The sequence below is a fragment of the Pseudomonas sp. WS 5146 genome, assembly GCF_012985495.1.
In the GTDB taxonomy this organism is placed as follows: domain Bacteria; phylum Pseudomonadota; class Gammaproteobacteria; order Pseudomonadales; family Pseudomonadaceae; genus Aquipseudomonas; species Aquipseudomonas edaphica.
Genome location: NZ_JAAQWL010000005.1, coordinates 204,283 through 217,141, shown reverse-complemented (window position 1 = coordinate 217,141; position 12,859 = coordinate 204,283). Strand labels below are relative to the sequence as shown.

Genomic DNA, 12,859 nt, shown 5'->3' with positions numbered 1-12,859 from the left:
CGACACTCCATAATAGGCATGCGGCCATGCTACTCCACAGGCTCTCAGTTTGGCTTTTCAAATGGCTTGTCGAAGGTGATTTTTGGATCCTTCCACGGGCCTTGAACCTTGTATTGCACGCTGGCGAAGCGCGAAACACGGTCACCGATCAGCTTGTCGATCAGGAACAACGCGCCGCCAATGGCGGGCGCGCCGACAATCAGCGCGGCAATCGGCAGGTTGTTGGTCACCGGCAACGTGACCAGCAGCTTGGCGTCGACACGGTCAGCCACCAGGTCCAGGGTGCCATTGAGCTCCAGGTTGGTGGACGGGCCGGTCATGGTGATGGGTTCACGGGTGACGAACACCCCATCACTGGCGGCCAGCAAGCCTTTGACCCGGTCATAACTCAAGCCCTTGCCGAGCAGGTCCGAGAAGTCCAGGCGCAAACGGCGACCGATCGAATTGAAGTTGAGCAAACCAAACACCCGCAATGCCTGGGCGCCACCTTCCACTTCGACAAACTGGCCTTTACGGAATGACGCATCCAGGCTACCGGAGAAACGCTTGGGGCCAACCCAGGCCGGCGAACCCGGCCAACGGCCATCCACATCCAGGTGGAAGTCTTCGCTGGTCACGGTCGGCGCAAAACCCCAGCCCTTGAGCACGTCGGCAATGTTCTTGCCGTCCAGGCGGCCCTTGTACCAGCTGCTGCTGGCGCCGGGCGCGCCTTCCCAACCGCCGGCACCATTAAGCTGCATGCCCTTGAGGCCGAGGTTGAGGTTGTTGAAGGCCAGGCCTTTGGCAGTCGGGCGGATCTTCAGCGACCAGGCGCCCACCAGGTCGGGGCCCTGGAACAGCTGGTTGATGGCGATATCCAGCGCGGGGATGTCCTTGGGGTCGATATCCGCCAACGGGTCCGGTGCGTTTTCGTCGGCCTGCGCGGTCGGGTCCACCGCCGGCAGCTTCACGTATTGCAGGTTGATCGCAATCGGCGCGCCCTTGGCGTCCGGCAGGTTGACCGTGCCCTTGGCCTGCTGGCTGTCGAGCTGCAAACCCCAGGCGGCAGGCTTGCGGTCCAACTGAAGGTTGGCCTGATCAAGCTGGGTGCCAAAACCGATCAGTTTGCCCACTTTGAAGTCGGCACCACTGAGCAACTGTTTGGCGCTGCCGCCTGGGTCGTTACCGGCGTAGCGGTTGGCGAGTTTTTTCCATGGGTCAATATCCAGTTCCGACAGCACACCGCGAATACGCAAGCCTTTGGCTGCGGGCAACACAGCATTGCCGGCGCCAAGGAACAACTCCCCGCGCCCGTCATTGAATTTGTCCGGCGGTGAGGCAAAGGTGAAGCTCGCCAGCTCGCCATAATCGAACCAGTAACGCCGCTCCGGGCCTTGCAAGGTCATGCGGAACACGCTGTCACGGCCTTGGCTCGCCGGCATGCCGAAGGGCGCCGGCAGGTCTACCGCCACACCCTTCATATTGGAACTGACCATCAGTTGGCTGTCGGCGCCGTCCAGTGTGAGTTGCAGCTGGTACGGAATATCACCGGACACTGGCAACGGCTGGCTGATTTTTAACCAATCGGTCAGGCGCTTGACCGTGACCTGGCCCTTGGCGGTGACGCGGGTACTGATGTTGCCTGGCTTGCCATCGGCAACAATTTGCGCGGTGATCGGTCGATCGAATGCCTGGGCCGAGATGTTCTGGCCACTCAAGCCCTTGCTGCTGTCGAAGCGGAAATCGCCCTTGAGCTGTGTCAGGTCCAAGGTCGGCTCCGCCAATTGCAGACGGGCTTTGTCGGTCTTGAAGTCCACCACGATCTTCGGCTCGGTGCCTTTGACCAGCGGAATGTCCAGGTCCAGATTGCCTTGCAGGTCGCCGTCGCCCTTCCAGCCGGCAAAGGTTGAACCCGTGCCTATCGGCGCGTCCTGAAGGATCTTCAAACCATCACCCAGGCCGCCCGCAAACCCACCGGTGATCAGCAGGTGGCTGTCTTTACCGGCCGGTGCGTGGGGAATATTGACGTAGACGTCCTTGACCTTGGTATCGAGCAATTGGCCCTTGCTGGCCAGGATGCGCACGCCGCTCTCCTCGACAAACACTTCGCCATTGACCTTGCTCACATGCGGCCAACCCGGCTGGAAGGCCAGTTCGGCGTCATGCACCTTGAAGAACAAGCTGATGTTGCGCGCAGCGGGCAGCGCGTCATGGTTGAGCGAACCTTGGTACTGGAAGAACCCTTGGTCCACGGCGCCTTTAAGAATTGCGGTGCGCAGCCATTCATCCAGGGACGGGCTCAACACGGCCGGCAAATACTTGGGCGTGAAACGACCATCGCCATCGACCATACCGACCCGCAGGTCCATGTAGTCTTCCTGGGCATGGTCGAAGTGCAGGCGAATCAGGAAGTCGGCAGCCACTTTGCCCTCCTCGCCCAGCACCTTGATGTAAGGGGCAATCAGGGTGAAGCCTTCTTTATCCAGCTTCCATGTCAGGCGCGCGTTGGCCTGGATGTACTGCCAGGGCTTGGCGAAGATCGGGTACAGGTGCAGGGAAAAATCCTTGCTGTCCATACGCAACTCACCCTGGCCCAAATCGCCACTGATACTCCCGGATACGTTCCGTGCGGCTGGCGCACCGAAGTACGCGTCAAAACCGATGCGTTCAAGGTTGGCGGCGAAGCTGAGTTTTTTATCGGTGGCGTCCTGCGGATGGAAATCCACCAACACATTGCGCAACACGCCCGTGGCCTTGAGGTGCTCGATGGTTTTGGCAAAACCTTCCGGCAATGGCGCCAAGGCATTCAACAGCGGGGTAACAGGGGTCAGGTCAAGGCGGTCAGCCTGAAGCTTCCAGGTTTCCTGGTCTTTGTCGGTCGCCACGCTTTGTTGCAGTTGCAGGTGTGATTCCCAGCGGGTATCGCCGATGTTCATCGCCAGTGAATCGAACAACACCTTAAGGCCACTGTCACTGCGTTGCAGGTAGGCGGTCAGGGCGAGGTTTTCGATATGCACAGGTTTGCGGTCGGCGTAACTGCCCTTTACTTGCGGTGAGTTGAGGCGCACCACGGCACTTTGGACGGTGCCTTTGCCCCAATTGAGCCAGAACTCGCCACCGGCTTTGAACTGAGTGAGCTTCCATTGCTGGGTCAGCCTGGCGGGAATCCATTTGGCCCAGTCACTTTGAGGCAGGCTCAGGTAGGCTTCGACTTCGCCCTCTTTCCATGCGCTTGCGCGAATACGGCTACGAAGGCTCAGCGCCAAAGGCTGGCCGTCCGGCAGGGTGACGCGTGCATCCAGGCGTTGGCGGGTGTTGCCGGTATGCAGGCTCAGGCCCACATAGGTCAGGGTCAACGGCGCTTGCTCGAACGGCTGCAATGTCACCTGGCTGTCGAGCAACGACACGCGCTTGACCATCTGCATGCGCGTGAGCAACTGCTGCGGGTCCAACGGCTGGTCATCCTGCACCGGCAAACCTTGCAGCGCCCAGTGGCCGTCCTGGTCTTCCTTGACACTCAACTGCAGGCCGCTGACTTCCAGGTGGGCGATACGCACTTCGCGCGCCATCAGGCTGGCCCAGATATCCGGCACCACTTCAACCTGATCCAGGCGCAAGGCGCTGTTGCCTTCGCCGACCATCACGTCGTGGGCCAGCAATATCGGCGCGAAACCACTCCAGCGCCCTTCGAGGCTGCCGATGTGCAGGGGCATCTCCACCGCAGCCTGCGCCTTGGCTTCAACTTCGGCGCGGTACTCCGCCACCAGTGGGACCAACTCACGACCCAGGCTCACGTACACCGCCGCCAGTACCAGCAGCAAGGCGCACAGGCCCAGGCCCCAACGGGTCAAGGCGGCAAAAAAGCGTGTCAGACGCTCCATGTCATGCGACCCTCAAGGCAGTTAGCGGACGGCAGATCAACGCCTGCCGGTCTCGAATAAAGAAAGCGATTGGGGATCAGAGCAGCACCACGTCGTATTGTTCCTGGGAATACATGGTTTCGACCTGGAAACGAATGGTACGCCCGATAAAACCCTCAAGCTCAGCAACGTTACCGGACTCTTCATCCAGCAATCGGTCGACCACTTTCTGGTTGGCAAGCACTCTATAGCCTTCCGCCTGGTAGGCACGTGCCTCCCGTAAGATTTCGCGGAAAATCTCGTAGCAAACCGTTTCCGGGGTCTTCAACTTTCCACGCCCCTGGCAACTGCTGCACGGCTCGCACAGCACTTGCTCAAGGCTTTCGCGGGTGCGCTTGCGGGTCATCTGCACAAGACCAAGCTCGGTGATCCCGATAATGTTGGTCTTGGCGTGGTCACGCTCCAGTTGCTTCTCCAGGGTGCGCAGCACTTGGCGCTGGTGCTCTTCGTCTTCCATGTCGATGAAGTCGATAATGATGATGCCGCCCAGGTTGCGCAGGCGCAGTTGACGGGCAATCGCGGTGGCCGCTTCGAGGTTGGTCTTGAAGATGGTTTCTTCGAGGTTGCGATGGCCCACGAACGCGCCGGTGTTGACATCGATGGTGGTCATGGCTTCGGCCGGATCGACCACCAGATAGCCGCCGGACTTGAGCGGCACTTTGCGCTCCAGGGCTTTCTGGATTTCATCTTCGACGCCATACAGGTCGAAGATCGGCCGCTCGCCAGGATAATGCTCCAGGCGGTCGGCAATTTCCGGCATCAGCTCGGCCACGAATTGCGTAGTGCGCTGGAAGGTTTCCCGCGAGTCGATGCGAATTTTCTCGATCTTTGGGCTGACCAGGTCACGCAAAGTACGCAACGCTAGACCGAGGTCTTCATAGATGACGCTCGGCGCACCAATGGTTTTGATCTGTGCGCCGATCTGATCCCACAGCCTGCGCAGGTAGCGGATGTCCATGAGGATTTCGTCAGCACCGGCGCCTTCAGCGGCGGTGCGCAGGATAAACCCGCCGGCTTCCTTGATGCCTTCGGCCGCTACGCAGTCGCTGACCACCTTTTTCAGGCGCTCGCGCTCGGCTTCGTCTTCAATCTTGAGGGAAATACCCACATGCGCGGTACGCGGCATGTACACCAGATAGCGCGAGGGGATCGACAGTTGCGTCGTCAGCCGCGCGCCTTTTGAACCGATCGGATCCTTGGTGACTTGCACCACCAGGCTCTGCCCTTCGTGCACCAGGGCGCTGATGCTTTCTACCGCCGGGCCTTCACGCAGGGAAATTTCCGAGGCGTGGATAAACGCGGCACGGTCCAGGCCGATGTCGACGAAAGCCGCCTGCATGCCCGGTAATACGCGCACCACCTTGCCTTTATAGATATTGCCGACAATACCGCGCTTCTGGGTGCGCTCGACGTGCACTTCCTGCAGAACACCGTTTTCTACCACCGCCACGCGCGATTCCATCGGCGTGATATTGATCAGAATCTCTTCACTCATGGCTGGGTCTCGTTCAGGCGTTTTCACAATAGTGACCGATCGCTTAAGGCTTGGCGCGCAAATAAAGGCGTTCAGCGCGCGGTAAGGTTTTGCCAACAGGGTATGCCGAATTGGCCGAGCAGTTGCGCGGTTTCGCACACCGGCAGGCCGACCACAGCGGAATAGCTGCCATTGAGCCCGGCGACAAACACCGAACCCAGCCCCTGGATAGCATAGCCGCCGGCCTTGTCCGCAGGTTCGCCACTGTGCCAGTAGGATGTAGCTTCCTGGACAGAAATAGCGCGAAAACGTACACGACTGCTTACACAACGCGTTTCGCAACGATGGCCGTCGGTGAGGGCAATGGCAGTGAGCACTTCATGTTCACGACCTGAAAGCGCCATCAGCATCGCCAAGGCATCGGCTTGGTCCACGGGCTTGCCAAGGATCTGGCCATCCACGATCACCGCCGTGTCCGCACCCAGCACACAGGCCTGCACACTTTGTTCAAGCGCAGCAAAACCCGCCTCGGCCTTGCCGCGCGCAAGGCGCTCGACGTAGGCAACGGCGGGTTCATTAGTAAGAGGGGTTTCATCAATGGCGGCGCTGACCACGGTGAAAGGCACACCGATCTGGGTCAACAGTTCACGCCGCCTCGGTGAGCCCGAGGCCAGGTAAAGCGAATTCATTGCAGACTCTCCCTGTAGAGTTTGATAACCAGGCAGAGCCTCGCAATCCATTCAATTGATTTTATAGCGACGACGTAACCCACGCAGGCCGAAACTGACCCAAGGCCACAGCAGCGCACTGACCAACGCTGGCAACACCAGCGCCAAGGTCGGTTGGCGGTTGCCGGTCAAGGCACTGAGCCACAGTTGCACCAACTGCGCCAGGCCGAAGATCACCAGGATCACCAGGCACTGTTGCCACATCGGGAACATGCGCAAACGCTGCTGCAACGACAGCACCAGGAAAGTAATCAGCGTGAGGATCAATGCGTTCTGACCCAGCAAAGTGCCATAGAGCACGTCTTCCGCCAAGCCCAGGCACATCGCCGTGACCATCCCGACTTTATGCGGCAGGGTCAGCGACCAGAACGCGAGCAACAACGCGAGCCAGAGCGGTCGCAGGATCTCCATGAATTGCGGCAGCGGCGAGACGCTAAGCAATAAGCCGATGGCGAAGGTCAGCCAGACGATCCAACCATTGCGTGAATGAGTACCGGCCATTATTCCTCCCTCTGCCGCGTGGTTGCCGGGGCAGCGGCCGCTGGTCGAGCGGCTGGTGTGGCGGCAGGCGTCGACGCAGGCGGTTTGGTTGCGGCGGGTTTCGCCGGGCGGGCGTTGTGGGTGGCAGGTTTAACGGGCGTCGCCACCGGTGCTGCCGGAGTTGCCACCGGTGCAGGCGGCCCAACAAATGCGGGCTTGGGCACCGTTGCGGGAACGATCGGCGTTATACCGTTCTGCTTGTCTTCCGCTTCCTGGGCTTGGGCGGCGTCGTTGGCGCGCTCTTCCGGAGTGCGATTGTCGCTGAATACCAGCAACAGATAGCGGCTGCGGTTCAAGGCAGCGGTTGGCACGGCACGCACGATAGCGAAAGGCTGGCCGGAATCGTGGATCACTTCCTTGACCGTCGCCACCGGGTAACCCGCCGGGAAGCGCTGACCCAAACCGGAGCTGACCAGCAGGTCGCCTTCCTTGATATCGGCGGTGTCGGCAACGTGACGCAACTCCAGACGCTCCGGGTTGCCGGTGCCGCTGGCAATCGCCCGCAGGCCGTTACGGTTGACCTGTACCGGAATGCTGTGGGTGGTGTCCGTCAGCAACAATACCCGTGAGGTGTAGGGCATAAGCTCCACCACCTGGCCCATCAGCCCACGGGCATCAAGCACCGGCTGGCCCAGCACGACACCGTCGCGCTCACCCTTGTTGATGATGATGCGGTGGGTAAAGGGATTTGGGTCCATGCCGATCAACTCGGCCACTTCGACCTTCTCGTTGACCAATGCCGAAGAATTGAGCAACTCGCGCAGCCGAACGTTCTGCTCGGTGAGGGCCGCGAGCTTTTGCATGCGCCCCTGCAACAGCAGGTTTTCAGTCTTGAGTTTTTCGTTCTCGGCGACCAGCTCGGTGCGGCTGCCGAATTGGCTGGCCACGCCCTGGTAGAGCCGTTGCGGCAGGTCGGTGATCCAGTAAGTCTGCATCAACACCAGCGACATCTGGCTGCGCACGGGCTTGAGCAGTGCAAAGCGGGCATCGACCACCATCAGCGCGACCGAAAGCACGACCAGCACCAACAAGCGCACGCCCAATGAGGGGCCTTTGGCGAAAAGCGGTTTAATAAGCCGCTCCTCCCAGGCAAATGTTCTCTTTATTCATACGGCATCAAACCGGCCTGGATGCAGATTGAAGAAGATAAACGCCAACAGGCAGCACTGCAAAGTGCTGCCTGCGAGCGAAGCATGGCGCAACCAACGATCTTATTCGCTGGAGAGCAGGTCCATGGTGTGTTTATCCATCATTTCCAGTGCACGACCACCGCCACGGGCGACGCAGGTCAGCGGGTCTTCGGCGACGATCACCGGCAGGCCGGTTTCCTGGGCCAGCAGCTTGTCGAGGTCGCGCAGCAAGGCGCCACCACCGGTCAGCACCAGGCCACGCTCGGCGATATCGGAAGCCAGTTCCGGCGGCGATTGCTCCAGGGCGCTTTTCACAGCCTGAACGATGGTGGCCAGCGACTCTTGCAGAGCTTCCAGCACTTCATTGGAGTTCAGGGTGAAGGCACGTGGAACGCCTTCGGCCAGGTTGCGACCACGAACGTCGACTTCGCGAACTTCGCCGCCCGGGTAAGCGGTGCCGATTTCCTGCTTGATGCGCTCAGCAGTGGACTCACCGATCAGGCTGCCGTAGTTACGGCGTACATACGTGATGATCGCTTCGTCGAAACGGTCGCCGCCTACACGCACGGATTCGGCATACACCACACCGTTCAGGGAAATCAGGGCGATCTCGGTAGTACCACCACCGATATCCACCACCATCGAACCGCGCGCTTCCTCAACCGGCAGGCCGGCGCCGATTGCGGCAGCCATAGGCTCTTCGATCAGGAACACTTCACGGGCACCGGCACCAAGGGCCGATTCACGGATGGCACGACGCTCCACCTGGGTGGACTTGCACGGAACGCAGATCAGCACACGTGGGCTGGGCTGCAGAAAACTGTTTTCGTGAACTTTGTTGATGAAGTACTGCAGCATCTTTTCGCAGACGCTGAAGTCGGCGATCACGCCGTCTTTCATCGGACGAATGGCAGCAATATTGCCTGGTGTACGGCCGAGCATGCGCTTGGCCTCGGTGCCAACGGCAACGACACTTTTCTGATTACCATGGGTCCGAATGGCCACAACCGATGGCTCATTCAGAACGATACCGCGCTCGCGCACGTAAATAAGGGTGTTGGCAGTGCCCAGGTCAATGGAAAGATCGCTGGAAAACATGCCACGCAGTTTCTTGAACATGGGGAAAGGACCCTAGGCAACGCGTGGGTAAAAAAGTGCGGCAAACTCTAACAACGACAGGGATTTTGGGCAAGGCGCCAATGTGCTAAATTGGCCGACTTTCTGTGCACCAACCCCCACAATCGCGGCCTTATGACCGTAGAAATGCGGTAGTGTTCCGACAATCTAACACACGGATGCCCTCCGTTCTGTTTTCCACTGGAGAAACCCATGGCGCTTGAACGCTCCGACGTGGAAAAAATCGCGCATCTGGCCTCGCTTGGCCTTAATGACGCCGATCTTCCACAGACCACCGCAGCCCTGAACAGCATTCTCGGGCTGGTCGACCAAATGCAGGCCGTAAATACCGACGGCATCGAGCCCCTGGCTCACCCGCTGGAAGCCAGCCAGCGCCTGCGTGCAGACGTTGTGACCGAGCGAAATAATCGCGAGGCCTACCAGTCCATCGCGCCAGCGGTCGAAAACGGCCTGTACCTGGTTCCGAAAGTCATCGACTAAAGGGAAAGAGCCTTTCATGCATCACATGACTCTGGCCGAGATCGCCCGCGGTCTCGCCGACAAAAAGTTTTCTTCCGAAGAGCTGACCCAGACCCTGCTGGCGCGAATTGCCGCGCTGGATCCCAAGGTCAACAGCTTTATCAGCCTCACCGAGGAACTGGCCCTGAGCCAGGCCAAGGCCGCCGACGCACGTCGCGCCAACGGTGAAAACGGCGCACTGCTGGGCGCCCCGATCGCCCACAAAGACCTGTTCTGCACCCAGGGCATTCGCACCAGCTGCGGCTCGAAGATGCTCGACAACTTCAAGGCACCCTACGATGCCACCGTAGTGTCCAAGCTGGCGGCCGCCGGGGCCGTGACCCTGGGCAAGACCAACATGGACGAATTCGCCATGGGTTCGGCCAACGAGTCGAGCTACTACGGTGCGGTAAAAAACCCGTGGAACCTGGAGCACGTGCCCGGCGGTTCCTCCGGCGGCTCGGCTGCTGCTGTTGCCGCGCGTTTCCTGCCGGCGGCCACGGCCACCGACACCGGCGGCTCGATCCGCCAGCCCGCCGCTTTCACCAACCTCACTGGTTTGAAGCCGACCTACGGTCGCGTTTCCCGTTGGGGCATGATTGCCTATGCCTCCAGCCTCGATCAGGGCGGCCCGCTGGCACGCACGGCTGAAGACTGCGCAATATTGTTACAAGGTATGGCCGGGTTCGATAAACAGGACTCCACCAGCATCGATGAGCCGGTGCCGGACTACAGCGCCAGCCTTAATACCTCGCTTAAAGGCCTGCGTATCGGCGTGCCGAAAGAGTATTTCAGCGCCGGTCTCGACCCGCGTATCGCCGAACTGGTGCACAACAGCATTAAAGAGCTGGAAAAGCTCGGTGCCGTGATCAAGGAAATCAGCCTGCCGAACAACCAGCACGCGATTCCTGCGTACTACGTGATCGCGCCGGCAGAAGCCTCCTCGAACCTGTCGCGTTTCGACGGCGTGCGCTTCGGCTACCGCTGCGAAAACCCGAAAGACCTTACCGACCTGTACAAACGCTCCCGTGGCGAAGGCTTCGGTGCCGAAGTACAACGCCGGATCATGGTCGGTGCCTACGCACTTTCCGCCGGTTACTACGACGCGTACTACCTCAAGGCGCAAAAGATCCGTCGCCTGATCAAGAACGACTTCATGGCCGCCTTTGAAGAAGTCGACGTGATCCTCGGCCCGACCACGCCGAACCCGGCCTGGAAGATCGGCGCCAAGACCGGCGACCCGATCGCCGAGTACCTGGAAGACCTCTACACCATCACCGCCAACCTCGCGGGCTTGCCGGGCTTGTCCATGCCCGCAGGTTTCGTCGATGGCCTGCCGGTCGGCGTGCAATTGCTCGCCCCGTATTTCCAGGAAGGCCGCCTGCTCAATGTGGCGCACCAGTACCAGTTGAACACCGACTGGCACACTCGCACCCCTACCGGCTTCTGAGGAGAACACTATGCAATGGGAAGTTGTGATCGGGCTGGAGATTCATACCCAGCTCGCCACCCAATCGAAGATTTTCTCCGGTAGCGCCACCACGTTCGGCGCAGAACCCAACACCCAGGCCAGCCTGGTAGACCTGGGCATGCCCGGCGTACTGCCAGTGCTGAACGAGGAAGCGGTGCGCATGGCGGTGATGTTCGGCCTGGCGATTGACGCCGAGATCGGCCAGCACAACGTGTTCGCGCGCAAGAACTACTTCTACCCGGACCTGCCCAAGGGCTACCAGATCAGCCAGATGGAATTGCCGATCGTCGGCAAGGGCTACCTGGATATCCCGCTGGAAGACGGCACCATCAAGCGTGTCGGCGTGACCCGTGCGCACCTGGAAGAAGATGCCGGCAAGAGCCTGCATGAAGAATTCAACGGCGCCACCGGTATCGACCTGAACCGCGCCGGTACGCCGCTGCTGGAGATCGTTTCCGAGCCGGACATGCGCAGCGCCAAGGAAGCCGTGGCCTACGTCAAGACCATCCACGCGCTGGTGCGCTACTTGGGCATCTGCGACGGCAACATGGCCGAAGGTTCGCTGCGTTGCGACTGCAACGTGTCGGTGCGGCCAAAAGGCCAGGCCGAGTACGGCACACGCTGCGAGATCAAGAACGTCAACTCGTTCCGCTTCATCGAGAAGGCGATCAACACCGAAGTGCGTCGCCAGATCGAGCTGATCGAAGACGGCGGCAAGGTGATCCAGCAAACGCGCCTGTACGACCCGAACAAAGACGAAACCCGCGCCATGCGCAGCAAAGAGGAAGCCAACGACTACCGCTACTTCCCCGACCCGGACCTGTTGCCGGTGATCATTGAGGACTCGTTCCTTAATGACGTGCGTGCCACCCTGCCGGAACTGCCGCCGCAAAAACGCGAGCGTTTCCAGGAACAGTTCGGCCTGTCGGTCTACGATGCCAGCGTATTGGCCTCCAGCCGTGAGCAAGCCAACTACTTCGAAAAAGTCGTGAGCATTGCCGGTGACGCCAAGCTGGCGGCCAACTGGGTGATGGTTGAGCTGGGCAGCCTGTTGAACAAACAGGGCCTGGAGATCGACGAAGCCCCGGTGACCGCCGAGCAGTTGGGCGGCATGCTGCTGCGCATCAAAGACAACACTATCTCCGGCAAAATCGCCAAGACCGTGTTTGAAGCGATGGCCGCAGGCGAAGGCAGCGCCGACGACATCATCGAGAAGCGTGGCCTCAAGCAAGTCACCGACAGCGGCGCTATTTCGGCCGTGCTCGATGAGATGCTCGCCGCCAATGCTGAGCAAGTTGAACAATACCGTGCGGCAGACGAAGTTAAACGCGGCAAGATGTTCGGCTTCTTTGTCGGCCAGGCGATGAAAGCCTCCAAAGGCAAAGCCAACCCGCAACAGGTGAACGAACTGCTCAAAAGCAAGCTCGAAGGCTGACACTTGATCGTTCCCACGCTCCGCGTGGGAACGCCTCACTGGACGCTCCGCGTCCGCTTTTGTGACGCGGAGCGTCACGGGCTGCATTCCCACGCAGAGCGTGGGAACGATCAATTGGGGGTTTGCTCAACATGAAGCGTCTACTCGGCCTCCTGGCCCTGTTCTCTCTGCTGGCCGGTTGCGCCAGCGGCCTCATCGACCCCAACGGCTACGACGAAACCGGCACCGCCTCCTATTACGGCGCCAAGCACCATGGCAATAGAACCGCCAGCGGTGAACCCTTCAACCAGAATGCCCTGACCGCCGCCCATCGGCGCCTGCCCTTCGGCACGCGGGTCAAGGTGACCAATCTCGACAACAACAGATCCGTCGTGCTGCGCATCAATGATCGCGGCCCGCACACCCGTGGCCGTCTGATCGATGTTTCCCGCAAAGCGGCTGAGCAACTCGGTATGCTGGGCAGCGGCACCGCACGGGTTCGCGTGCAAGCGCTGAGCAACTGACAGGAGCCTTGGCCATTTCCGTACTCACCGCCCTCTCGCCCTTC

10 protein-coding genes are annotated in these 12,859 nt (G+C 60.2%); 4 read left to right on the top strand and 6 right to left on the bottom strand.

Translation table 11 applies throughout. The annotated features are described in order from the left end of the window. Positions 1-44: 44 nt before the first annotated feature. The 6 genes from HBO41_RS15720 to mreB all read right to left on the bottom strand — a co-directional run bounded on the left by HBO41_RS15720 (position 45) and on the right by mreB (position 8,890). Positions 45-3,860, bottom strand: coding sequence for a YhdP family protein (locus HBO41_RS15720; RefSeq protein ID WP_169986889.1), 3,816 nt, complete (start codon positions 3,858-3,860; stop codon positions 45-47). A gap of 76 nt (positions 3,861-3,936) precedes the next feature. After that, a complete protein-coding gene (rng, locus tag HBO41_RS15715) occupies positions 3,937-5,394 on the bottom strand; it encodes a ribonuclease G (protein WP_010213134.1) in 1,458 nt (485 codons plus the stop codon). 71 nt (positions 5,395-5,465) lie between these two features. Beyond that, a complete protein-coding gene (locus HBO41_RS15710) occupies positions 5,466-6,062 on the bottom strand; it encodes a nucleoside triphosphate pyrophosphatase (protein WP_017138249.1) in 597 nt (198 codons plus the stop codon). A gap of 51 nt (positions 6,063-6,113) precedes the next feature. Continuing rightward, positions 6,114-6,602: a rod shape-determining protein MreD gene (gene mreD, locus HBO41_RS15705; protein WP_017138250.1), complete on the bottom strand. Its 489-nt coding sequence runs from the start codon at positions 6,600-6,602 to the stop codon at positions 6,114-6,116. Beyond that, entirely contained in the window at positions 6,602-7,714 is a 1,113-nt protein-coding gene (mreC, locus tag HBO41_RS15700) for a rod shape-determining protein MreC (protein WP_080593785.1), read from the bottom strand. Before mreC ends, mreD begins: the two co-directional genes overlap by 1 nt. 138 nt (positions 7,715-7,852) lie before the next feature. Next, on the bottom strand, positions 7,853-8,890 hold the full coding sequence (gene mreB / locus HBO41_RS15695) for a rod shape-determining protein MreB (protein ID WP_002555108.1): 1,038 nt from the start codon (positions 8,888-8,890) through the stop codon (positions 7,853-7,855). 210 nt (positions 8,891-9,100) lie between these two features. Between mreB and gatC the strand changes: the two genes are divergently transcribed. The 4 genes from gatC to HBO41_RS15670 all read left to right on the top strand — a co-directional run bounded on the left by gatC (position 9,101) and on the right by HBO41_RS15670 (position 12,815). Beyond that, the gene (gene gatC, locus HBO41_RS15690) at positions 9,101-9,388 is read left to right on the top strand and encodes an Asp-tRNA(Asn)/Glu-tRNA(Gln) amidotransferase subunit GatC (protein WP_003188556.1); all 288 of its coding nucleotides are present in this window, start codon (positions 9,101-9,103) and stop codon (positions 9,386-9,388) included. A 16-nt stretch (positions 9,389-9,404) separates the two neighbouring features. Continuing rightward, positions 9,405-10,856: an Asp-tRNA(Asn)/Glu-tRNA(Gln) amidotransferase subunit GatA gene (gene gatA / locus HBO41_RS15685; protein ID WP_065911562.1), complete on the top strand. Its 1,452-nt coding sequence runs from the start codon at positions 9,405-9,407 to the stop codon at positions 10,854-10,856. Between the two features lie 10 nt (positions 10,857-10,866). Further along, entirely contained in the window at positions 10,867-12,312 is a 1,446-nt protein-coding gene (gene gatB, locus HBO41_RS15680) for an Asp-tRNA(Asn)/Glu-tRNA(Gln) amidotransferase subunit GatB (RefSeq protein ID WP_169986887.1), read from the top strand. A 131-nt stretch (positions 12,313-12,443) separates the two neighbouring features. Continuing rightward, on the top strand, positions 12,444-12,815 hold the full coding sequence (locus HBO41_RS15670; protein ID WP_026013786.1) for a septal ring lytic transglycosylase RlpA family protein: 372 nt from the start codon (positions 12,444-12,446) through the stop codon (positions 12,813-12,815). Positions 12,816-12,859: the final 44 nt, after the last annotated feature.

Excerpts from the sequence above, each read along its gene's own strand:
- gatA (WP_065911562.1), top strand. The coding sequence starts at position 9,405 with ATGCATCACATGACTCTGGCCGAGATCGCCCGCGGTCTCGCCGACAAA.
- HBO41_RS15670 (WP_026013786.1), top strand. The coding sequence starts at position 12,444 with ATGAAGCGTCTACTCGGCCTCCTGGCCCTGTTCTCTCTGCTGGCCGGT.
- rng (WP_010213134.1), bottom strand. The coding sequence starts at position 5,394 with ATGAGTGAAGAGATTCTGATCAATATCACGCCGATGGAATCGCGCGTG.
- HBO41_RS15720 (WP_169986889.1), bottom strand. The coding sequence starts at position 3,860 with ATGGAGCGTCTGACACGCTTTTTTGCCGCCTTGACCCGTTGGGGCCTG.
- gatC (WP_003188556.1), top strand. The coding sequence starts at position 9,101 with ATGGCGCTTGAACGCTCCGACGTGGAAAAAATCGCGCATCTGGCCTCG.
- HBO41_RS15710 (WP_017138249.1), bottom strand. The coding sequence starts at position 6,062 with ATGAATTCGCTTTACCTGGCCTCGGGCTCACCGAGGCGGCGTGAACTG.
- mreB (WP_002555108.1), bottom strand. The coding sequence starts at position 8,890 with ATGTTCAAGAAACTGCGTGGCATGTTTTCCAGCGATCTTTCCATTGAC.
- gatB (WP_169986887.1), top strand. The coding sequence starts at position 10,867 with ATGCAATGGGAAGTTGTGATCGGGCTGGAGATTCATACCCAGCTCGCC.
- mreD (WP_017138250.1), bottom strand. The coding sequence starts at position 6,602 with ATGGCCGGTACTCATTCACGCAATGGTTGGATCGTCTGGCTGACCTTC.